General features: G+C 41.9%; 36 protein-coding genes. 7 read left to right on the top strand and 29 right to left on the bottom strand.

Translation table 11 applies throughout. From position 1 onward, the window contains the following. Positions 1-125: 125 nt before the first annotated feature. Positions 126-530 (bottom strand): sulfotransferase family protein, encoded by a 405-nt coding sequence (locus FNT16_RS09675; RefSeq protein ID WP_246072191.1) that lies wholly within the window; start codon positions 528-530, stop codon positions 126-128. 325 nt (positions 531-855) lie between these two features. Here FNT16_RS09675 and FNT16_RS21140 point away from each other — a divergent pair, with 325 nt between their 5' ends. The 5 genes from FNT16_RS21140 (at position 856) to FNT16_RS09650 (ending at position 2769) form a co-directional block, all read left to right on the top strand. Beyond that, complete coding sequence (locus FNT16_RS21140) at positions 856-981, top strand: LicD family protein (RefSeq protein ID WP_143872939.1); 126 nt, start codon at positions 856-858, stop codon at positions 979-981. A 6-nt stretch (positions 982-987) separates the two neighbouring features. After that, entirely contained in the window at positions 988-1521 is a 534-nt protein-coding gene (locus tag FNT16_RS09665; protein WP_143871390.1) for a hypothetical protein, read from the top strand. Continuing rightward, entirely contained in the window at positions 1508-1816 is a 309-nt protein-coding gene (locus tag FNT16_RS09660) for an adenylyltransferase/cytidyltransferase family protein (protein WP_143871389.1), read from the top strand. Before FNT16_RS09665 ends, FNT16_RS09660 begins: the two co-directional genes overlap by 14 nt. A 146-nt stretch (positions 1817-1962) precedes the next feature. Further along, complete coding sequence (locus FNT16_RS09655; protein ID WP_143871388.1) at positions 1963-2409, top strand: hypothetical protein; 447 nt, start codon at positions 1963-1965, stop codon at positions 2407-2409. Positions 2410-2415: 6 nt separating this feature from the next. After that, positions 2416-2769 carry a hypothetical protein gene (locus tag FNT16_RS09650; protein WP_143871387.1) on the top strand — a complete coding sequence of 118 codons (354 nt, stop codon included), beginning with the start codon at positions 2416-2418 and terminating at the stop codon, positions 2767-2769. A gap of 166 nt (positions 2770-2935) precedes the next feature. Here FNT16_RS09650 and rplQ read toward each other — a convergent pair whose 3' ends face one another. From rplQ to rpsJ, 28 genes are all read right to left on the bottom strand, one after another. Then, positions 2936-3334: a 50S ribosomal protein L17 gene (gene rplQ, locus FNT16_RS09645; RefSeq protein WP_143871386.1), complete on the bottom strand. Its 399-nt coding sequence runs from the start codon at positions 3332-3334 to the stop codon at positions 2936-2938. Positions 3335-3371: 37 nt separating this feature from the next. Beyond that, the gene (locus tag FNT16_RS09640; protein ID WP_143871385.1) at positions 3372-4361 is read right to left on the bottom strand and encodes a DNA-directed RNA polymerase subunit alpha; all 990 of its coding nucleotides are present in this window, start codon (positions 4359-4361) and stop codon (positions 3372-3374) included. Positions 4362-4385: 24 nt separating this feature from the next. Continuing rightward, positions 4386-5006 carry a 30S ribosomal protein S4 gene (rpsD, locus tag FNT16_RS09635; RefSeq protein WP_143871384.1) on the bottom strand — a complete coding sequence of 207 codons (621 nt, stop codon included), beginning with the start codon at positions 5004-5006 and terminating at the stop codon, positions 4386-4388. A gap of 29 nt (positions 5007-5035) precedes the next feature. After that, positions 5036-5428 carry a 30S ribosomal protein S11 gene (gene rpsK / locus FNT16_RS09630; RefSeq protein ID WP_016955052.1) on the bottom strand — a complete coding sequence of 131 codons (393 nt, stop codon included), beginning with the start codon at positions 5426-5428 and terminating at the stop codon, positions 5036-5038. Positions 5429-5443: 15 nt separating this feature from the next. Further along, entirely contained in the window at positions 5444-5800 is a 357-nt protein-coding gene (gene rpsM / locus FNT16_RS09625) for a 30S ribosomal protein S13 (RefSeq protein ID WP_143871383.1), read from the bottom strand. A gap of 100 nt (positions 5801-5900) precedes the next feature. Continuing rightward, a complete protein-coding gene (rpmJ, locus tag FNT16_RS09620) occupies positions 5901-6017 on the bottom strand; it encodes a 50S ribosomal protein L36 (protein WP_017446388.1) in 117 nt (38 codons plus the stop codon). A gap of 25 nt (positions 6018-6042) precedes the next feature. Beyond that, positions 6043-7371 carry a preprotein translocase subunit SecY gene (gene secY / locus FNT16_RS09615; RefSeq protein WP_143871382.1) on the bottom strand — a complete coding sequence of 443 codons (1329 nt, stop codon included), beginning with the start codon at positions 7369-7371 and terminating at the stop codon, positions 6043-6045. 7 nt (positions 7372-7378) lie between these two features. Next, positions 7379-7813: a 50S ribosomal protein L15 gene (gene rplO / locus FNT16_RS09610; protein WP_143871381.1), complete on the bottom strand. Its 435-nt coding sequence runs from the start codon at positions 7811-7813 to the stop codon at positions 7379-7381. 3 nt (positions 7814-7816) lie between these two features. Further along, positions 7817-7999 (bottom strand): 50S ribosomal protein L30, encoded by a 183-nt coding sequence (gene rpmD, locus FNT16_RS09605; protein WP_143871380.1) that lies wholly within the window; start codon positions 7997-7999, stop codon positions 7817-7819. 5 nt (positions 8000-8004) lie between these two features. Beyond that, positions 8005-8511: a 30S ribosomal protein S5 gene (rpsE, locus tag FNT16_RS09600; protein WP_143871379.1), complete on the bottom strand. Its 507-nt coding sequence runs from the start codon at positions 8509-8511 to the stop codon at positions 8005-8007. Positions 8512-8520: 9 nt separating this feature from the next. Continuing rightward, entirely contained in the window at positions 8521-8874 is a 354-nt protein-coding gene (rplR, locus tag FNT16_RS09595; RefSeq protein WP_143871378.1) for a 50S ribosomal protein L18, read from the bottom strand. 9 nt (positions 8875-8883) lie between these two features. Further along, positions 8884-9417: a 50S ribosomal protein L6 gene (gene rplF / locus FNT16_RS09590; RefSeq protein ID WP_143871377.1), complete on the bottom strand. Its 534-nt coding sequence runs from the start codon at positions 9415-9417 to the stop codon at positions 8884-8886. Positions 9418-9428: 11 nt separating this feature from the next. Next, the gene (gene rpsH, locus FNT16_RS09585; protein ID WP_143871376.1) at positions 9429-9821 is read right to left on the bottom strand and encodes a 30S ribosomal protein S8; all 393 of its coding nucleotides are present in this window, start codon (positions 9819-9821) and stop codon (positions 9429-9431) included. A 26-nt stretch (positions 9822-9847) separates the two neighbouring features. After that, positions 9848-10153: a 30S ribosomal protein S14 gene (rpsN, locus tag FNT16_RS09580; RefSeq protein ID WP_143871375.1), complete on the bottom strand. Its 306-nt coding sequence runs from the start codon at positions 10151-10153 to the stop codon at positions 9848-9850. A 10-nt stretch (positions 10154-10163) separates the two neighbouring features. Further along, the gene (rplE, locus tag FNT16_RS09575) at positions 10164-10700 is read right to left on the bottom strand and encodes a 50S ribosomal protein L5 (protein WP_143871374.1); all 537 of its coding nucleotides are present in this window, start codon (positions 10698-10700) and stop codon (positions 10164-10166) included. Positions 10701-10720: 20 nt separating this feature from the next. Continuing rightward, positions 10721-11035, bottom strand: coding sequence for a 50S ribosomal protein L24 (gene rplX / locus FNT16_RS09570; RefSeq protein ID WP_143871373.1), 315 nt, complete (start codon positions 11033-11035; stop codon positions 10721-10723). Positions 11036-11045: 10 nt separating this feature from the next. Continuing rightward, a complete protein-coding gene (gene rplN, locus FNT16_RS09565; protein ID WP_143871372.1) occupies positions 11046-11414 on the bottom strand; it encodes a 50S ribosomal protein L14 in 369 nt (122 codons plus the stop codon). Between the two features lie 156 nt (positions 11415-11570). Beyond that, a complete protein-coding gene (gene rpsQ, locus FNT16_RS09560) occupies positions 11571-11822 on the bottom strand; it encodes a 30S ribosomal protein S17 (RefSeq protein WP_143871371.1) in 252 nt (83 codons plus the stop codon). Further along, complete coding sequence (gene rpmC, locus FNT16_RS09555) at positions 11822-12013, bottom strand: 50S ribosomal protein L29 (RefSeq protein WP_143871370.1); 192 nt, start codon at positions 12011-12013, stop codon at positions 11822-11824. Before rpmC ends, rpsQ begins: the two co-directional genes overlap by 1 nt. Then, entirely contained in the window at positions 12013-12426 is a 414-nt protein-coding gene (rplP, locus tag FNT16_RS09550; protein WP_143871369.1) for a 50S ribosomal protein L16, read from the bottom strand. Before rplP ends, rpmC begins: the two co-directional genes overlap by 1 nt. Beyond that, complete coding sequence (gene rpsC, locus FNT16_RS09545; protein WP_143871368.1) at positions 12426-13142, bottom strand: 30S ribosomal protein S3; 717 nt, start codon at positions 13140-13142, stop codon at positions 12426-12428. Before rpsC ends, rplP begins: the two co-directional genes overlap by 1 nt. After that, a complete protein-coding gene (gene rplV / locus FNT16_RS09540) occupies positions 13142-13486 on the bottom strand; it encodes a 50S ribosomal protein L22 (protein WP_143872938.1) in 345 nt (114 codons plus the stop codon). Before rplV ends, rpsC begins: the two co-directional genes overlap by 1 nt. A 10-nt stretch (positions 13487-13496) precedes the next feature. Further along, positions 13497-13775: a 30S ribosomal protein S19 gene (gene rpsS, locus FNT16_RS09535; protein ID WP_016955071.1), complete on the bottom strand. Its 279-nt coding sequence runs from the start codon at positions 13773-13775 to the stop codon at positions 13497-13499. 16 nt (positions 13776-13791) lie between these two features. Continuing rightward, the gene (rplB, locus tag FNT16_RS09530; protein ID WP_143871367.1) at positions 13792-14616 is read right to left on the bottom strand and encodes a 50S ribosomal protein L2; all 825 of its coding nucleotides are present in this window, start codon (positions 14614-14616) and stop codon (positions 13792-13794) included. A 17-nt stretch (positions 14617-14633) separates the two neighbouring features. Continuing rightward, the gene (rplW, locus tag FNT16_RS09525; RefSeq protein ID WP_143871366.1) at positions 14634-14939 is read right to left on the bottom strand and encodes a 50S ribosomal protein L23; all 306 of its coding nucleotides are present in this window, start codon (positions 14937-14939) and stop codon (positions 14634-14636) included. Next, entirely contained in the window at positions 14936-15541 is a 606-nt protein-coding gene (gene rplD / locus FNT16_RS09520) for a 50S ribosomal protein L4 (protein ID WP_143872937.1), read from the bottom strand. Before rplD ends, rplW begins: the two co-directional genes overlap by 4 nt. Before the next feature lie 17 nt (positions 15542-15558). Continuing rightward, positions 15559-16197 (bottom strand): 50S ribosomal protein L3, encoded by a 639-nt coding sequence (gene rplC, locus FNT16_RS09515; protein ID WP_143871365.1) that lies wholly within the window; start codon positions 16195-16197, stop codon positions 15559-15561. Between the two features lie 31 nt (positions 16198-16228). Next, positions 16229-16540, bottom strand: coding sequence for a 30S ribosomal protein S10 (gene rpsJ / locus FNT16_RS09510; protein WP_017446409.1), 312 nt, complete (start codon positions 16538-16540; stop codon positions 16229-16231). A gap of 371 nt (positions 16541-16911) precedes the next feature. On the opposite strand from rpsJ, the gene FNT16_RS09505 reads away from it, so the two are divergent. Then, positions 16912-19143, top strand: coding sequence for a GspE/PulE family protein (locus tag FNT16_RS09505; protein WP_143871364.1), 2232 nt, complete (start codon positions 16912-16914; stop codon positions 19141-19143). Between the two features lie 258 nt (positions 19144-19401). Continuing rightward, positions 19402-20331: a GTP cyclohydrolase FolE2 gene (gene folE2 / locus FNT16_RS09500; RefSeq protein WP_143871363.1), complete on the top strand. Its 930-nt coding sequence runs from the start codon at positions 19402-19404 to the stop codon at positions 20329-20331. Positions 20332-20528: the final 197 nt, after the last annotated feature.

Here is a 20528-nt window from a genome sequence, read left to right as displayed (position 1 = left end):
AAGATCCTCTGTAATTAGAGATGTAAAGAAATCAAACAAATAATTCACTATTTTATTATGTTAAAAGAATTCAATCAGGCTTTTTATGCACTCTAGAGAATCAAATTCAAATAGATAAAGCGTCATTATTTTTTACATTGCTTGTTGACGTTATAAAAATTAATAATAGACCATAAATTAATTCGTGGCGAGATATAGTCAAACGGGTTTTTCCGATAAATACGCTCGAAGCTGTCCATAATCCAAGCTGGATTTCGCACACAACAAATCATCTTAAAATCATCAAACAACTCGTTGAGTTGATACGTACGGGCAGTCAAAATACGATTGGTATCAAAAATAATGCGTTTACTTTGCTCTTGATGGTAATACGCATCAAACAACTTTTGCCAAGAACTTACGCTTAGGCTCGTCAAAAAAAACATAAAATTCGCTACCAGCCCCACTTGCTCTAAAAATGTATTAACTAATCCAGCCAGTAGCGTTGAACCAGAACGGGGTAAACCTGAAATAAAATTATATTTGTGCATTGGACCTATTTATCGAGTATTAGGAGCTAGAAACAACTTTAATGTTCTATTATGGACGAGCGAAATAAAAATAGTAAAAATAGAATAAGAATTTTCATCTCAATTCAAAAAGAAGTTCAGGCTAAAAAATTTCAACAAGCTACCTTATTTTTTGTTCATAGTCAGTGCTAAACTACTCAGCATGCATATATTCTCGGTTAAATTCTATAAGTTTCAATTAATGTGCAACCACTAAATTCCAATCTAGCTAAAGCAGTCGAACACTTGCTAGCCTCAGTTAAAATTGAACCCAACTCGCTACCTGCCATCCGCCGCCTAACCGAGGCTGCTTTGCATTTGGGGACAAGTCAACAAGCTTAGGTCATTCGCCACTTCTGGAACTTTGTTAGGATTAACCCGCGATAATGCCTTACTTCCTTTTGATAAAGATATCGATATCGGCATTGATTAGGGGCAGATGCCTGATGCAATCAAACTACTTAAACAAAATGGTTGGCAAGAGCATAAACGCTCGTACGATTTAATTAATCCGCGCTGCTTTATTCACTCCAACGGCGTGATTTTAGATTTATGTGGTTATGGGGTTGAGCAAAAAAATGGGCAAACTATCTCAGGTTTATGGATGTCGGGTGTTCCTTTTGAGTGGAATCGGGTCACTGTCTATCCTCGAATTGATTTAGTAGCTAAACAAACCAAATTTGGCTCTGTATGGCACCCCACACAACCAGAAACAATTTTGCAGGCGTTATATGGCCAATGGCAAATAAAAGATGTTAATTTCGATACCACAATATGCGCGAAAAACTTACAAGGTTTTAGTTTACTCACACAATGTTTTGCCTATTCTAGAATATGTGTTTTGTGGCGACATCATAGATGGGTTAAGCTTAAACCGCTTGTTGAACAAGTACGTCGTTTTACCCCATCAGATCAATTGTTTGTTAAGCTAGAAAAGCAACTACAGATGGAATTGCAGCATGAAACACAATAACCTCAGAGTTTTAGCCTTGGGCGTATTTGATTTATTTCATGTCGGCCACCTTAACTTTTTGAACTTTGCTCGTAGACAAGGTGATGAATTAATAGTCGGCGGAGCGCCCGATGCGATGTGCTTAAAGTCGAAAGGCAAACTACCTATCATTGAACAAAACCAAGGAATTGCTATTATCCAAGCACTTGCTATCGTTGATGGAGTTACACTCGTACAGTCACCAATCATTCAAACAGACTTTGTGTTCAATTGGATGTTAAGTTTGGAGATAGCTACTGTTGTAACTTGTATATAATGGCAAAACAGCGAACGTTGGAATAAATTAATTCCGCTGCTTGCCAAACACAATATTAATGTGGCCTTTGCGCCCGAAACACCCAACATTTCAAGTAGCTTGATAAAACAAAAAATTAGCCAACAAGATTGCCGAGAAAAATCCATATGAGTTCCACCAACTATTTCACCCCTACACAAATAGAAAAGATTGTCGACTACCTTGCGTTTGCTCGCGTCAAAGCAGACTTAGAATTAGTGCCTAAATATCCGTTTTTTTCGGGCAAACCTTTCCCACTTGGGCGATGCTGTGAAATCCGCGATGCTGTGTATCAGCTTATTGTTAACGACATCAAGTCTAACCATAGTCACGAAGGCTTGTTGTTGCTCATTAACTATATGAAACAAGGCCATAGCTTAGATAAAATTTGGGGTGGCCTAAGAAACTTATATTTTCAAAATGCCTTACAAATCGGTGATTATTATTTAGATGTATCTAACGACACGGTGAACCCAAACAAACCCAGAGTGGAAGTTCTGCCCTTTAGTGAATCTGGTTTCGCGGAAATCACCGACTTTGACACATTTGTGGACATTGGTCAGCGTTATTGGTAAGTAACAATGTACAAAAATAATGTATGTTCGTCGCTCGCTCCCTATATGCCAGTTTTGTGTGTCGAAAAAAATGGTCAAAGCTGGTTAGCAGTCAACGATTACACTATCGCGTTTTCTCGTCAGTCACTGTTTAAAAAAGCAGAGCACATATTACAAAAATTACCTGAGCCGCCAAAAGCAGTGCAACATAACTGGTTAACTATGGTTGAGCAACAGACAAATATTCATATTAACAACCAAGTTACTGCCGAGGAGTACTGTCATAAATATCGGCGTGCTGGTTTATATAACGATGAAAACTTTCGCAATGAAATTGTCAAAGCTTTTATGTTGTTGCCAAAAGTAATTTCTCCGCGTTGATAGGCTAATGTGAACCATCAATGCTCGTATTAATCTAACCAACTGTAGCCTAATCCAGCTTAGGCACTTAAAACCATTATTTAAATGATCTATTAATTAAATCATTTAAATAATAGATCAAAAAAGGCGCCGAAAGGCGCCTTTTTATCTGCGTTTGAATAATTACTTATTCAGCTGCTTCTGTAGCTTCTACTTCTTCTTCAACTTCTGGTCTATCAACCAATTCGATGAAAGCCATAGGTGCGTTGTCACCAGCACGGAAACCACATTTAAGAATACGAGTATAACCACCTGGGCGAGCTTGGTAACGAGGACCAATTTCGCTAAATAATTTACCCACAACTTCTTTATCACGAGTTCGTGCAAAAGCTAAACGACGATTTGCTACACTATCTTTTTTTGCTAAAGTGATCAGCGGCTCGATAACACGACGCAATTCTTTCGCTTTTGGCAATGTTGTTTTAATAACTTCGTGACGAACTAAAGAGCTCGCCATGTTGCTGAACATTGCACTGCGATGACTGCTGTTTCGATTAAGCTGACGGCCACTTTTACGATGACGCATAATGCTATCCTTCTACCAATAACTATGTAGAACAGGTTTAGTCTTTATCAGCGATACTGGCTGGTGGCCAGTTTTCCAATCTCATACCTAAAGACAAGCCACGAGAGGCCAATACGTCTTTAATTTCAGTAAGAGATTTTTTACCAAGGTTAGGTGTTTTTAACAACTCAACCTCAGTACGCTGAACAAGATCACCAATGTATTGGATCTGCTCTGCTTTTAAGCAGTTAGCAGAACGTACAGTTAATTCAAGATCGTCAACTGGTCTTAACAGAATTGGATCGAATTCAGGTTTTTCTTCTTTACGCTCTGGCTCAGAAACATCACGTAATTCAACGAATGCATCTAATTGCTCAGCCAGAATCGTAGCGGCCCGGCGAATTGCTTCTTCAGGCTCTATCGTACCATTCGTTTCCATATCGATAACCAATTTGTCTAGGTCGGTACGTTGTTCAACACGAGCAGATTCTACCGCATAAGCGATACGCTCTACCGGGCTGAATGACGCATCAACCAACAAACGGCCGATTGGACGATCATCTTCTTCTGAGGAACGACGAGCAGAAGCCGGTATATAACCACGACCTGTCTCAACCTTGATACGCATGTTCAGTTCAGCGTCGCCGGTCAAGTTACAAATAACATGGTCCGGATTCGTGATCTCAACATCACCATCGTGAGTGATATCTGCTGCAGTAACAGGGCCCGCACCTTTCTTACTTAGCGTAAGAGTCGCTTCGTCTTTATTTTCAATTCGGACGGCTAACCCTTTCAGATTAAGTAAAATCTCAATTACGTCCTCTCGTACCCCTTCTTTGGTGCTGTACTCATGCAAAACACCGTCGATTTCAACTTCGGTGACTGCAGCACCTGGCATAGAAGACAATAATATACGTCTTAACGCATTTCCTAACGTATGACCAAAACCGCGTTCCATCGGTTCTAAGGTCACTTTTGCACGAAAAGGACCAAGACTCTCGATATCGACTAATCTCGGTTTAAGGAACTCAGTAACAGAACCCTGCATCGTTTCCTCTCTATTTTATTAACTTTACTTAGAGTAAAGCTCAACAATTAGCTGTTCGTTAATGTCAGCAGACAAATCGCTACGCTCAGGCAAACGCTTGAACACACCTTCTTTTTTCTCTGCGTCTACTTCGACCCAAGTTGGCTTTTCACGTTGGCCAGAAAGCTCTAAAGCAGACTGAATACGTGCTTGCTTTTTAGCTTTTTCACGAACCGCAACTACATCTTCTGGTTTAACAGAAAAAGATGGAATATTAACGACTTGGCCGTTAACTGTAATTGCTTTGTGACTTACCAATTGACGAGCTTCTGCACGAGTTGAAGCATAACCCATGCGATAAACTACATTATCAAGACGTTTTTCTAACAAGGTAAGCAAGTTTTCACCTGTGTTACCTTTCAAACGTGCTGCTTCTTTATAGTAGTTACGGAATTGCTTTTCTAATACACCGTAGATACGACGTACTTTTTGCTTTTCACGTAACTGTAAACCGTAGTCAGATAAACGACCACGACGCGCACCATGTTGACCAGGTGCTGTATCAAACTTACATTTTGAATCAATTGCTCGAACGCCGCTTTTTAAGAACAAATCTGTTCCTTCACGACGACTGAGCTTGAGTTTTGGCCCTATATATCTTGCCATCTTCTTTCTCCGCTATCAGAGGAACATTATTAAACGCGACGTTTTTTCGGTGGACGACAGCCATTATGTGGAATTGGCGTGACGTCTGTAATATTTGTAATTTTGTACCCAGTTGCATTTAATGCACGGATCGCAGATTCACGACCTGGACCAGGACCATTTACAAATACTTCCAAGTTCTTAAGACCGTATTCCTGTGCAGCAACACCTGCACGTTCTGCTGCTACCTGAGCCGCAAAAGGAGTCGATTTACGAGAACCACGGAAACCTGAACCACCAGAAGTTGCCCATGAAAGAGCGTTACCTTGACGGTCTGTTATCGTTACGATTGTATTGTTGAAAGAAGCATGGATATGAGCCATACCATCTGCAACTTGTCGTTTTGCACGTTTACGCGTACTACGAGCTGGAGCTTTAGCCATTATTCACTCTCCTACTTATTTCTTAATAGGTTTACGAGGACCTTTACGCGTACGCGCATTTGTCTTCGTTCTTTGACCGCGAACAGGCAAGCTACGACGATGGCGTAAACCACGGAAACAACCGAGATCCATCAAGCGCTTGATATTCATTGAAACTTCACGACGTAAGTCACCCTCAACGGTGAACTTACCAACCTCTTCACGAAGCAGGTCTAGCTGAGCTTCATCTAAGTCTTTAAACTTAGTTGTCTCAGCAATACCAGATGCAGCGCAGATCGCTTTTGCACGGGTTTTACCTATACCGAAAATTGACGTTAAGCCAATTACAGCATGCTTGTGTAGAGGAATGTTAATGCCAGCTATACGGGCCATTATACGCACTCCTAAATTTATTAGCCTCAGCCGAAAAGCCCGTAAGGATACTCAAGCCGAGACTAGATTTCAAATAAAAAGACGAATTTCGTCTAAAATATTAACCTTGACGTTGTTTATGCTTAGGATCTGTAGAACAAATCACACGCACAACACCATTTCGCTTAATAACTTTGCAATTACGGCAAATGGTTTTAACAGATGCACGAACTTTCATTTTCCGACTCCGTTAATGGTTATGGCTATCTGCCATAACCCTTTAAATTAGCCTTCTTCAGTACAGATTCATACTGACTGGACATCAGGTGTGTTTGGACTTGCGCCATAAAGTCCATAATCACGACAACTATGATAAGTAAGGATGTTCCGCCAAAATAGAACTGAACATTCCAAAATACCATCATAAACTCAGGAACTAAACATACTAGCGTGATGTAAAGTGCGCCCGCTAAGGTTAAACGAGTCATAACTTTATCAATATAACGCGACGTCTGCTCACCAGGACGGATCCCAGGGATAAAAGCGCCTGATTTTTTCAAGTTGTCCGCTGTTTCGCGTGGATTAAAGACCAATGCTGTATAGAAAAAGCAAAAGAAGATAATCGCTGCTGCGTACAACATCATATACAAAGGTTGTCCTGGTGATAGCACGATGGCTATTTGAGCAATTGCTTCTGCAAATGCACTGTCACTTTGGCCAAACCAAGTTGCAATTGTACTTGGAAACAACATGATACTAGAAGCGAAGATAGGTGGGATTACACCCGCCATATTCACTTTTAATGGTAAATGAGTGCTTTGCGCTGCAAAAACCTTTCGGCCTTGTTGGCGTTTAGCATAGTTAACAACAATACGACGTTGTCCACGTTCTACAAAAACCACAAAATAAGTTACGGCACAAACAATAATACCAATAATCAATAACAGTATTAGCGGCAATTCACCCTGACGTGCCTGCTCAGCTGTCTGACCAATCGCAGTTGGTAACCCAGCGACAATACCAGCAAAGATAATCATAGAGATACCATTACCAATACCACGCTCGGTTATTTGTTCGCCTAGCCACATAAGGAACATTGTCCCTGTCACTAAACTCACAACAGCTGTGAAGTAAAAAGTAAAGCCAGGATTAATCACTAAGCCTGGTACCATATTGGGCAGGCTATTGGCTATAGTCGTGGACTGGGCAATTGCTAACAACAGCGTTCCGTATCTTGTGTACTGACTGATTTTTTTTCGCCCTGCCTCGCCTTCCTTTTTCAACTCTTGAAAAGTCGGGTGAATATGGGTCATCAGCTGCATAATAATAGATGCAGTAATGTACGGCATGATACCGAGCGCTAGCACAGATGCGCGCTCTAAAGCACCACCTGAAAACATGTTAAACATTGCTAACACTGTATCTTTTTGTTGTTCAAACAGCTGTGCAAGCACAGTTGGATCAATACCTGGAATAGGTACATATGAACCTGCGCGGAAAATAACTAATGCGCCAAAAAGAAACATTAGTCGTTTTTTAAGTTCCGACAATCCGCCTTGCGTGCTGTTGAATTCCAGTCCTGGTTTAGCCATGGATCAATTATTCCTCGATTTTACCACCGGCAGCTTCGATAGCTTCGCGAGCACCTTTAGTTACACCAACACCTTTAAGTGTCAATGCACGAGATACTTCGCCAGATTTAACAACTTTCACTGCCTCAATATGCTTCTTCACCAAACCAGCCGCTTTTAATGAAGCCAGTTCTACTACATCACCTTCAACTTTAGCAATTTCAGTCAAAGTTACTTGATCTGAAACGAAAGATTTGCGTGACGTAAAACCGAACTTCGGTAAACGACGTTGGATTGGCATTTGACCGCCTTCGAATCCTGGCTTAACAGAACCACCTGAACGTGATTTCTGACCTTTGTGACCACGGCCACCTGTTTTACCTAAACCAGAACCGATACCACGACCCAAACGTTTTTTGCTTGGTTTTGAACCAGGAGCAGGACTAAGCGTATTTAAATACATAAATTAACCCTCCACCTTAACCATATATGAAACTTGATTGATCATACCACGAACAGCAGGAGTATCCTCTAGCTCTACAGTATGATTAATTTTACGCAAACCTAAACCACGTAGTGTTGCTTTATGCTTAGGTAAACGTCCGATAGAACTTTTGACTTGAGTCACTTTAACAGTTTTACCAGCCATGATGTTTACCCCAGAATTTCTTCAACGCTCAAACCACGCTTAGCCGCCACCGTTTGAGGTGACTTCATATCTGCTAATGCGTTGATTGTAGCGCGAACTACGTTAATTGGATTAGTTGAGCCATAGCACTTTGAAAGTACGTTATGTACGCCAGCTACTTCTAACACTGCACGCATTGCACCACCAGCGATGATACCCGTACCTTCAGATGCAGGCTGCATGTATACTTTTGAACCAGAATGACGACCCTTAATTGGGTGCTGTAATGTCTGGCCTTTTAAGTCAACATTTACCATGCTACGACGTGCTTGTTCCATTGCTTTTTGAATAGCAGCAGGAACTTCACGCGCTTTACCATAACCAAAGCCAACGCGACCGTTACCATCACCAACTACAGTCAATGCTGTAAAGCTGAAGATACGACCACCTTTAACCACTTTAGATACGCGGTTAACAGCAATGAGTTTTTCAGACAACTCAGGGTTGTTTTTAACTTCTGCGTTATTAGCCATTATCTACCCCTAGAATTGAAGACCAGCTTCACGAGCTGCGTCAGCCAAAGCTTGAACGCGTCCATGATATTGAAAACCACTACGGTCAAACGCAACTTTAGTTACGCCCTTTTCAATTGCACGTTCTGCAATTGCTTTACCGATTGCTTTTGCGGCTTCAACGTTGCCGGTGTATTTGATGCTTTCGCGAATGGTCTTTTCTACTGTCGAAGCAGAAGCCAGAACCTCACCACCATTTGGCGCGATTAATTGCGCGTAAATGTGGCGTGGAGTACGGTGAACGACCAGTCGATTTGCACCCAACTCTCTAATTTTTGCACGTGAGCGTACTGCTCTACGTAGACGAGATGCTTTCTTATCCATCGTATTACCTTACTTTTTCTTAGCTTCTTTACGAAGTACAACTTCATCAGCATAACGAACACCTTTACCTTTATAAGGCTCTGGTGGACGATAAGCGCGGATTTTAGCTGCAACCTGACCAACCAATTGCTTATCAGCACCTTTAACCAAAACTTCAGTTTGGCTAGGGGTTTCGATTGTAATTCCAGCTGGAACTTCAAAATCGATTGGATGAGAAAAACCTAAAGTTAGATTTAAAGTATTGCCTTTAGCCGCAGCACGATAACCTACACCGATTAATTGCAACTTACGCTCAAAACCTTTACTTACACCAACAATCAAGTTGTTTAAGTTGGCACGTGCCGTGCCCGTTTGAGCTGCAGCACCATCTACACCTTCACGAGGTAGAGTGCGCAATACATTATCTTCTTTTACCAGTTCAACAGCATCGTTTACAGTGATAGTCAATTGACCATTTGTACCTTTAACTGTTACTTCCTGTCCTGCAATACTTACTTCAACGCCTGCAGGAATAGCGATAGGAGACTTACCTACACGAGACATTTTTACGCTCCTTACGCTACGTAACCGATGACTTCGCCACCCATGCCCGCTTTACGCGCTGCACGATCTGACATGATGCCTTTAGAAGTAGAGACGATTGCCACACCTAAACCACCCATAACTCTAGGTAATTCATTTGCCTTCTTATAAATACGAAGACCAGGACGACTCACTCGAGAAATTGACTCGATAACTTCTTTGCCATTGAAGTACTTCAATGTGACTTCAAGTTCTTTCTTGACGTCACCAGTCACGGCATAATTTTCAATATAACCTTCAGCTTTCAAAACTTCAGCGATTGAAGCTTTAAGTTTTGATGAAGGCATGGTCACAGCCACTTTACGTGCAGCCTGACCATTACGAATGCGGGTGAACATATCCGCGATTGGATCTTGCATGCTCATAATTCGTTACTCCAGTCTGTAGCCGCTTACCAGCTTGCTTTTCTTAGTCCAGGGATTTCACCACGCATGCACGCTTCACGCACTTTAATTCGGCTCATACCGAATTTACGTAAATAACCATGCGGACGACCAGTTACGTTACAGCGATTACGCTGACGTGAACGACTTGAATCACGTGGTAACGATTGCAATTGCAATACTGCTGCCCAACGATCTTCTTCAGAAACATTCACATCACTGATAGTAGCTTTTAAAGCTGCACGTTTTTCTGAATACTTCTCGACTAATTTGGCACGCTTTGCTTCGCGCGCTTTCATTGATTGTTTAGCCATAACTCTACACCTATTTCTTAAACGGGAAGTTAAAGGCAGCCAGCAACGCACGACCTTCCTCGTCAGAACCTGCGCTAGTAGTGATAGTAATATCCATACCACGCACCTTATCGACTTTATCGTAGTCGATCTCTGGGAAGATAATTTGCTCGCGTACACCCATGCTATAATTACCACGACCATCAAGCTTAGAGCTTAAGCCGCGGAAGTCACGGATACGTGGGATAGCAATGGAAATCAAACGCTCTAAGAATTCCCACATACGCTCGCCACGTAGAGTTACTTTACAACCAATAGGATAACCTTCACGGATTTTAAAGCCTGCTACAGACTTACGAGCATTACAAACTAATGGCTTTTGGCCTGAGATAGCTGTCAAGTCGCTTACCGCGAACTCTAAAGCTTTCTTGTCTGCAATCGCTTCGCCGACACCCATATTCAGGGTAATCTTTTCGATCCGAGGGACTTGCATGATACTTTTGTAACCGAACTGTTTGGTCAATTCAGCAACAACTGTATCTTTGTATAAATCATGCAGTTTCGCCATCGTTACACTCCAAACAAAAATTAGATTAATTCGTTATTAGACTTGAAGAAACGAACTTTCTTCTCATCTTCTACACGAAAACCTACACGATCAGCTTTACCCGTTGCTGGGTTAAGGATCGCAACATTAGAAACATGAAGAGGCATTTCTTTGTCTTGCAAACCGCCTTGTTCCCCAGTTTGAGGATTTGGACGAACTGCTTTTTTGACTACGTTAATACCTTCAACAACAACTTTGTCTTCACTCGTAAGAACTTGGGTAACTGTACCAGTTTTCCCTTTATCTTTACCGGCGATGACTATGACTTGGTCATTACTACGAATCTTTGCTGCCATAATAAGCTCCTTATAGAACCTCTGGCGCCAGAGAAACGATTTTCATGAACTTTTCTGTACGTAGTTCACGCGTTACTGGACCAAAGATACGAGTACCGATTGGCGCATGCTGTGTGTTCAAAAGAACTGCTGCATTACCATCAAAACGGATCAAAGAACCGTCAGGACGACGTACGCCTTTTCTGGTGCGAACGACCACCGCATTATAAACGTCACCTTTCTTAACTTTACCGCGAGGACTTGCTTCCTTTACAGTAACTTTAATGATGTCGCCTACACTTGCATAGCGGCGGTGCGAACCACCGAGAACCTTGATACATTGAACGCTACGAGCACCGCTGTTATCAGCGACGTCTAGCATTGTTTGCATTTGGATCATTTCGTGCTCCGCTTTACTTAAAAAAACACCCATTACAGGCCTGGCTGCCTCAAGGGCGCGGCATTATACCACAAGTTTTTTATTTTCATAGACAAAAAATGACCGGAACCAAAATTGGCACCGATCATTTTTAAGAATTACAGCAATATGCCTGTATTAAGCTTTTTCTACGATTTCAACCAAAGTCCAAGACTTAGTCTTAGAAAGTGGTTTACATTCGCGAATAGTTACTACATCACCTTGACTGCAAGAATTCGACTCATCATGTGCGTGAATTTTAGTCGTACGACGGATAAACTTACCGTAGATTGGGTGTTTTACAAAACGCTCAATCGCTACAGTGATAGATTTGTCCATCTTATCGCTAATTACACGCCCTTGAAGCGTACGGATATTAGATTCGCTCATTACGCACCTGCCTTGCTATTTAACACAGTTTTTACACGTGCAATATTGCGACGAACTTGCTTCAGTAAGTGAGTTTGAGAAAGTTGACCTGTATTTTTTTGCATGCGCAAATTAAATTGCTCACGCAACAAATCTAACAATTCAGCTTTCAATTCTTCAACTGATTTATCTTTTAATTCGTTCGCGTTCATTACATTACCGTCCGAGTTACAAAGGTTGTTTTAAATGGTAACTTAGCAGCTGCTAGTGCAAAGGCTTCGCGTGCCAAAGACTCAGGCACACCTTCCATTTCGTATAAAACACGACCTGGCTGAATTTGGCATACCCAATATTCAACGCTACCTTTACCTTTACCCATACGAACTTCAAGCGGCTTTTTAGTAATAGGCTTATCTGGGAACACACGGATCCAGATTTTACCTTGACGCTTGACGTGACGTGTCATAGCACGACGAGCAGCTTCAATCTGACGAGCAGTCATACGACCACGTTCAGTTGCTTTTAAGCCAAAGCTACCGAAGCTTACTTTGTTACCGCTGGTTGCAACACCGCGGTTACGCAATTTAAACTGCTTGCGAAACTTGGTTCTTTTTGGCTGTAACATTAACGGTCTCCTTGCGGCTTACGACTTTTGCCCTTTGGCTTACGGTCGTTTTTCTTTGGTTCTTCGACTTGGTTAGTCAGTGGTAAACCACCTAAAACTTCGCCTTTAAAGATCCAGACCTTAATACCAATGATACCGTAAGTTGTTAAAGCTTCAGCAGTTGCGTAGTCGATATCAGCACGTAATGTATGCAATGGAACACGACCTTCACGATACCACTCAGAGCGTGCAATTTCAGCACCACCTAAACGGCCGCTAACTTCAACTTTGATACCTTTGGCACCTAGACGCATAGCGTTTTGTACCGCACGCTTCATAGCACGACGGAACATAACACGACGTTCTAACTGGCTAGCAATACCTTCACCAACTAGTTGTGCGTCTAACTCAGGCTTACGAACTTCACTGATATTAATCTGTGCAGGTACGCCAGCTAGCTGAGCAACTTTAAGACGTAACTTTTCAACGTCTTCGCCTTTTTTACCAATAACAATACCCGGACGTGCAGTATGAATTGTCACACGGATACTTTTTGCTGGACGTTCAATAACGATGCGAGAAACTGAAGCTTTTTTCAATTCTTCAGTTAAGTACTTACGTACTTGAATGTCGCTATTTAACGTGCTTGCAAATTCTTGAGAACCGGCGTACCAAGTAGCACTCCATGGTTTAGTGATACCAAGGCGAATACCGGTAGGATGTACTTTCTGACCCATTACTTATTCTCCTGGCTATCTGAAACAACCACAGTGATATGGCTGGTACGCTTGATAATGCGATCAGCACGGCCTTTCGCACGAGGACGAATACGTTTCATTACCGGACCTTCATCTACGAAGATTTTGGCCACTGATAATTCGTCGATATCTGCACCTTCGTTGTGCTCTGCATTCGCAATTGCTGACATTAAGACTTTCTTAACTAAATCTGCGCCTTTTTTAGGGCTGAAAGCTAAGATTTCTAATGCTGCACTTACTGGCAAACCACGCACTTGGTCAGCAACCAAGCGACCTTTCTGCGGAGAAAGGCGGGCAAATTTGTGTTTAGCTAAAACTTGCATCATTCACCCCTTACTTCTTCTTCGCTTTTTTATCAGCAGCATGACCGCGATAAGTACGAGTTGGTGCAAATTCACCCAATTTGTGACCGATCATTTCATCAGTTACAAATACTGGAACGTGTTGACGGCCATTATGGACAGCGATGGTCAATCCAATCATATCAGGTATGATCATTGAGCGACGAGACCAGGTTTTAATCGGTTTTTTGTTCCCGCTTTCCACCGCTGTTTCAACCTTCTTCAACAAGTGTAGGTCAATAAATGGACCTTTCTTGAGAGAACGTGGCATGGTGTTTCCTCACAAATTATTTAGAACGATGACGTACGATATATTTATCAGTACGCTTGTTTTTACGTGTTTTGTAACCTTTAGTTGGTGTACCCCAAGGTGATACAGGATGACGACCGCCAGAAGTACGACCTTCACCACCACCATGTGGGTGATCAACCGGGTTCATTGCAACACCACGAACTGTAGGTCGCACACCACGCCAGCGCTTAGCACCAGCTTTACCCAATTGACGTAACATATGCTCTGAGTTACCGACTTCACCAATTGAGGCGCGGCAATCAGATAATACTTTACGCATTTCACCAGAACGCAAACGTAATGTTACATAAGCACCATCACGTGCTACGATTTGCGCGTATGCACCAGCCGAACGTGCTAATTGAGCACCTTTACCTGGTTTTAATTCAATCGCGTGAACCGTAGTACCTACTGGGATATTACGCATCGGTAATGTGTTACCTGCTTTGATTGGTGCATCAACACCAGAAGCAATTGCATCACCAGCTGTAACACCTTTAGGAGCTAAAATGTAACGACGCTCACCATCTGCATAAAGTACAAGTGCAATGTTTGCACTACGGTTTGGATCATATTCCAAACGCTCTACTTTTGCTGGGATACCGTCTTTGTTACGTTTAAAATCGATAACACGATAATGATGCTTGTGACCGCCACCAACGTGACGTACCGTAATACGACCTTTGTTGTTACGACCACCAGACTTTGATTTCTTTTCTAGCAAAGGAGCGTATGGTGCACCTTTGTGCAACTCTGGGTTAACCACTTTAACTACATGGCGACGACCCGGAGACGTAGGCTTACACTTAACTATAGCCATTTTTCATATCCTCCTAGTTACTCAGCGCCGCCAATGAAGTCTAACTCACTGCCTTCGGCAAGTTTGACATACGCTTTTTTCCAATCGCTGCGGCGACCAAAACGTGCACCAAAACGCTTAGTTTTACCTTTCACGTTTACTGTACGTACGCTTTCTACTTTTACATCGTCGAACAAAGATTCAACAGCTGCTTTAACTTCTGCTTTAGTAGCATCTTTAATAACACGGAATACAATAGTATTTTGTGTTTCAGCAGTAACTGTTGCTTTTTCAGAGATGTGCGGACCTAAAATAACTTTTAGACAACGTTCTTGACTGATCATGCTAACGCCTCCTCAAGCTTTTTAACCGCTGCAGCAGTGATTAATACTTTTTCAAATGCGATCAAACTAACTGGGTCGATGCCGTGAGTATCACGAACGTCAACTTTAACCAAGTTACGAGCCGCTAAGAACAAGTTCTCATCAATTTCGTCTGCTACGATTAAAACGTCGTTTAGTTCTAATTCGTTTAACTTAGCAACCAAAGCTTTAGTTTTTGGTGATTCAACATTGAACTGTTCAACCACAACTAAACGCTCTTGACGAACGAGTTCAGATAAAATGCTACGGATTGCACCGCGGTACATTTTCTTGTTAACTTTCTGGCTGTGGTCCTGTGGACGCGCTGCGAAAGTTACACCACCTGAACGCCAGATTGGACTTTTTACAGTACCGGCACGCGCTCGGCCTGTACCTTTTTGGCGAAATGGCTTTTTCGTACTACCAGTTACTTCCGCACGTGTTTTTTGTTTACGCGAACCTTGACGAGCTGCTGCTGCATACGCAACCACAACTTGATGCACCAAAGCTTCGTTAAAGTCACGTCCAAAGGTCGCTTCAGAAACTTCAAGCGCGCCAGATGCGTCTTTTAATGCTAATTCCATCATCTGTCTCCTCTAGACTAAGCCTTTACCGCTGGTTTAACGATAACGTTACCGTTTGTTGCACCCGGGACTGCACCCTTGATCAACAATAAGTTACGCTCTGCGTCAACACGTACGATTTCTAGGTTTTGAGTCGTTACACGCTCAGCACCCATGTGACCGGCCATTTTCTTACCTTTGAATACTTTACCAGGTGATTGGTTTTGACCAATTGAACCCGGAGCACGGTGAGAAAGTGAGTTACCATGGGTCATATCTTGACGATGGAAATTCCAACGTTTGATTGCGCCCGCGAAACCTTTACCTTTAGAAGTGCCAGTTACGTCTACTTTTTTAACTTCAGAGAAAATGTCTACTTTGATCTCTGAACCAACTTCGATGCCCTCGCCTTCACCGTCTGTTAAACGGAATTCCCATAAACCACGACCAGCTTCAACATTTGCTTTAGCAAAGTGACCTGCTTGTGGCTTGTTAACGCGACTTGCTTTCTTCGCGCCAGTGGTAACCTGAAGTGCACGGTAACCGTCAGTATCGACAGTTTTAACCTGAGTGACACGGTTGGCTTCTACCTCGATGACAGTAACAGGTATTGATACTCCATCTTCAGTGAAGATGCGAGTCATACCTACTTTACGTCCGACTAAACCAATAGCCATGTTTAGAACCTCTTAACTTTCAAATTGCTTGTTAGCCAAGGCTGATTTGAACATCAACGCCTGCAGCCAAATCCAATCTCATCAATGCATCAACTGTTTTATCAGTTGGCTCAACAATGTCTAGCATACGCTTGTGAGTACGTAGTTCGTACTGATCACGCGCATCTTTGTTAACGTGAGGTGAGATCAAAACAGTGAATTTCTCTTTGCGTGTTGGCAAAGGAATAGGACCACGCACTTGTGCGCCGGTACGCTTAGCTGTTTCAACAATTTCCATCGTTGATTGGTCAATCAGACGATGATCAAATGCTTTTAATCGAATGCGAATTCTTTGATTTGGCATTGACCAAGCTCCAGTAATAAAGAACGAAATAAATAAACTCCGCCCGCCACACAGTTTTCCGGTGAGGGAGAGTTCGATGTATTGTTGAACCACAATTGGGTTCGTTGTATCTACATTCACGCATATCCACTTAGGATGACATGAATGTCCGCTTCATCAGGATAGTCCGCATTATTATGTGGATTACCTATTAACGGTGGGGGCGAATTATACGAATATTTAGGTTAATTGCAACTTCAATTGACTATTTATTTATCAAGTGATGGTATCGATAAAGAATGTAGCTTGTTTCTGTTTGATTTATTTACTGTTTGTTAGCAATGCATTAGGCTTAAAGTATTCCCCGATTATCCATGTTTATGGTCTTGCGTATGAGCAACGATTTATTTTATCAAAATTTAACCAAGTTATTACGAGAAATCCATCAAAGCTCGCATTTCACGGATGTTTTACCCAAATTAGAAGGCGAAATACTCAAACTTTTCAGATGCGAACGTATGACAGTCTATCAAAGACAGAAAAACAGTTACGATATTGTTTCTCGCTATAAATCTGGCAATGAAATCAAGGATATTCGGGTGCCAATAGGTCCCCAGTCGATTGCAGGTTATGTCGCTTTTACTAAGCAAAGTTTAATTATTAAAGATCCATACGATTCAGCTTCATTATCAAAGATCCATCCAAAACTTAAATTCGCAGCGCGCTTCGACAAGCAAACACACTTTAAAACACGCAATATGTTAGTGGTTCCGATTCTTGCTAACGATGTATTGTTGGGTGTTTTTCAATTAATAAATAGTTCGGATAAACCTTGCTTCGAAACGGTTGATCAAGAAAAAGCCAGTGAACTCGCTACATTTATTGGGCAAAAGTTTAGATATGAGCTGGGTGGGACTAAAACACCATTTGAATATCTAGTCTATCAACAACTTATTACCCGTGAAAAACTCGAATTATTAGAAGAGCAAGCTAAAGAATATTCAGACCTAATACGCAGACTCCATGAGGATGCACAAATCCCCGTATCTGATATTGGGATGTCTTTACAAGTGTATTATCAAGTTAACTATATTGATGCCAATACACCCTTACAAGAGCATCCAACAAACAAACAGCTGAACATACAATATAAAAGAAAGAATCTAATCGTGATTCTTGCAAACCCAAGTATGGAAGCCATCGTGGTCATGGCTCATCCAACGAATGCTTCACTATTATTAGAAATAGAAAGCGCAACAGGATTACACAATTACGAACTTTGCGTAGCGTTACCTGACGATATACTTAAGCTCATTGGCGGCTCCAGTGCACATGACAGTAATGTAGGTGAGTTAGGAGAGATTCTCGATGAAATAGAAGACGACGACGATACCAATGAATTTTCTGAAGAAGACGCTTTAAATGAAGAAGCGCCTGCCGTTGTCCGTTTGGTCAATCGGGTCCTTCAAGATGGTAAACGCCTCGACGCTTCTGATATTCATATTGACCCAAACAAAGGTAAAGCACCGACAAAAGTGCGCATGCGTGTAGATGGGGTCTGTCAGGAAATTATTCAAATCCCACATTCTCACCACGCGGCAACTATCGCAAGAATTAAAATATTAGCACGCTTGGACATTGCAGAGAAAAGACTGCCGCAAGACGGAAAGTTTGCCGTTAAGATTGGTGGCAATTTAGTTGAAGTTAGGGTTGCTACCATTCCCACCGTATTTGGTGAAGGCGTTGTTATGCGGATATTGGCCTCCGGCGGAGCGTTACCTTTTACCGCACTTAACTTATCAAAGCGTAATTTTGATATGTTAAGCGGATTGATTCAACACCCGCATGGCATTTTATTGGTTGTCGGCCCGACAGGTTCGGGTAAAACCACCACACTGCACGCTGTTTTAGGTAAGCTGAATACCCCAGATAAAAAAATATGGACCGCTGAAGATCCGGTTGAAATCACCCAACCTGGTTTACAGCAAGTGCAAATGAACAATAAAATTGGATTCGACTTTAAAACAGCACTCAGAGCGTTTTTAAGGGCTGATCCTGACATTATTTTAATCGGTGAAATGCGTGACCGAGAAACCGCTCACGCGGGCGTTGAGGCCTCATTGACAGGACACTTAGTGTTATCAACACTACACACCAACTCAGCACCAGAAACCATCACTCGATTGCTAGATCTGGGTTTGGATCCAGTTAATTTTTCAGACGCCTGTTTAGGGATCTTAGCACAACGATTAATTAGGACCTTGTGTAAAAACTGCAAAGAGCCTTATACCGCCAGCGAAGTAGAAATAGATTTTATACGCCGTCAATATGGTGAAGAATACTTCGATGAACTGGCAATAGAAAACAACAACCTCACGCTCTATAAAGCTAAGGGGTGTGATGTGTGCGGAAATAGTGGCTATAAAGGCAGAACTGGGATCCATGAATTATTAAAAATGACCCCTGCACTGCGCCAACTGGTATATAAAGAAGCGTCAGTGCCAGAAATGAAAAAACAATGCGTCAACGATGGCATGCGCACTTTAGCGCAAGATGGAATACTCAAGGTCATCAAAGGCGATACCGACTTTGTTCAATTACAACAAATCACAGCGGCTGAATAAGTCGCTTAGATGAGCCGTAAACACAAAAACATACGTCAGACTGATCTTTAAACTGCACACAAAAGAATACAAGATAGCAATAATCCTGCAGTCTAGTTAAGAAAGCCTTAAGAATACTGGGTTTATGTGCGAAATAGAGCAGTGATATACTGAAATTCCACCAATATTTAAAAAAGCCACAGCCAAAATGCTAAATTTGTGGTATAAAGTGCGCCCTTTTTGAACAGCGTAGCTTTAAACGATCAATCTGGAGTATGAATGCCAACGTCTATGCCTGACATTGCAAACCAAACTTCAGCCCAACACGAAGGTGTTTTGGACTGGGTTGGTATGAGTGAAATTGAAGTGCCTATTATGATTGCAGCGAAAGGTGAAACCGAGCGAGCAGTTAGCGCGAAAGTAGAAGCTTTTGTTAATTTAATACAGGCGCAAGCAAAAGGAATTCATATGTCTCGCTTGTATCTTTTATTGGATCAACTTTCAACAGAAGGTAGTCTGACGAAAGAAAGTTTAAATCAACTCTTGCATGACTTTATCGCAAGTCACGAGGAGTTAAGCGACAAAGCATTCGTAAAGTTTAATTTTGATTACCATATGCGCAGGCGCTCTTTGGTCAGCGGTAAACAAGGTTGGAAAGCCTACCCTATCACGATTACAGGTGTTTACCTTGATGGTAAAGTAGAAACAGAGATGAAAGTAGATGTGCCCTATTCCTCTACTTGTCCATGCTCTGCAGCGCTTGCCAGACAATTGATCCAGAAAGCCTTTAGCGAAAAATTTGGTGCCGATAGCAATGTTGACACAAACCAGGTAAAACAATGGTTAGGAACAACAGAAGGCATTGTAGCAACACCACATAGCCAGCGTAGCGTTGCCGAAGTAAAAGTTAAACTAAGTGATGATGTAACGAGTTTTCCAATTGCTGATTTAGTTGATTTAGTGGAAAATGCATTACAGACACCTGTTCAAGCAGCCGTTAAACGTGAAGATGAGCAAGAATTTGCACGTTTAAACGGACAAAACCTAATGTTCTGTGAAGACGCAGGGCGAAGATTGAAACATGCATTAAACTTGGTGAGCGGCTATTCTGATTTTTGGATAAGAGTCAACCACTATGAATCATTGCATGCTCATGATGCTGTTAGCGTGGCAACAAAAGGAGTTACAGGCGGTTATCGAGCTTACTAGATAAATATTTCCGAAAGTGAATGTTTATTCATTCAAAATGAATTAAAATTCACCAAATATTTATTTAATTGAGCTTAAAACAAACCACCTATTACAAGCCATTTAGCCACAAGATAACAACAATTAGCCGATTTTAAAGGCGTTTTTATTAAAAATGGCAGCATAAACCTTATGCTGCAGCACAGCTATTGTGCATC

The organism is Catenovulum sediminis (genome assembly GCF_007289895.1).
Taxonomy (GTDB): Bacteria; Pseudomonadota; Gammaproteobacteria; order Enterobacterales; family Alteromonadaceae; genus Catenovulum; species Catenovulum sediminis.
This window is presented reverse-complemented; position numbering and strand designations above follow the sequence as displayed.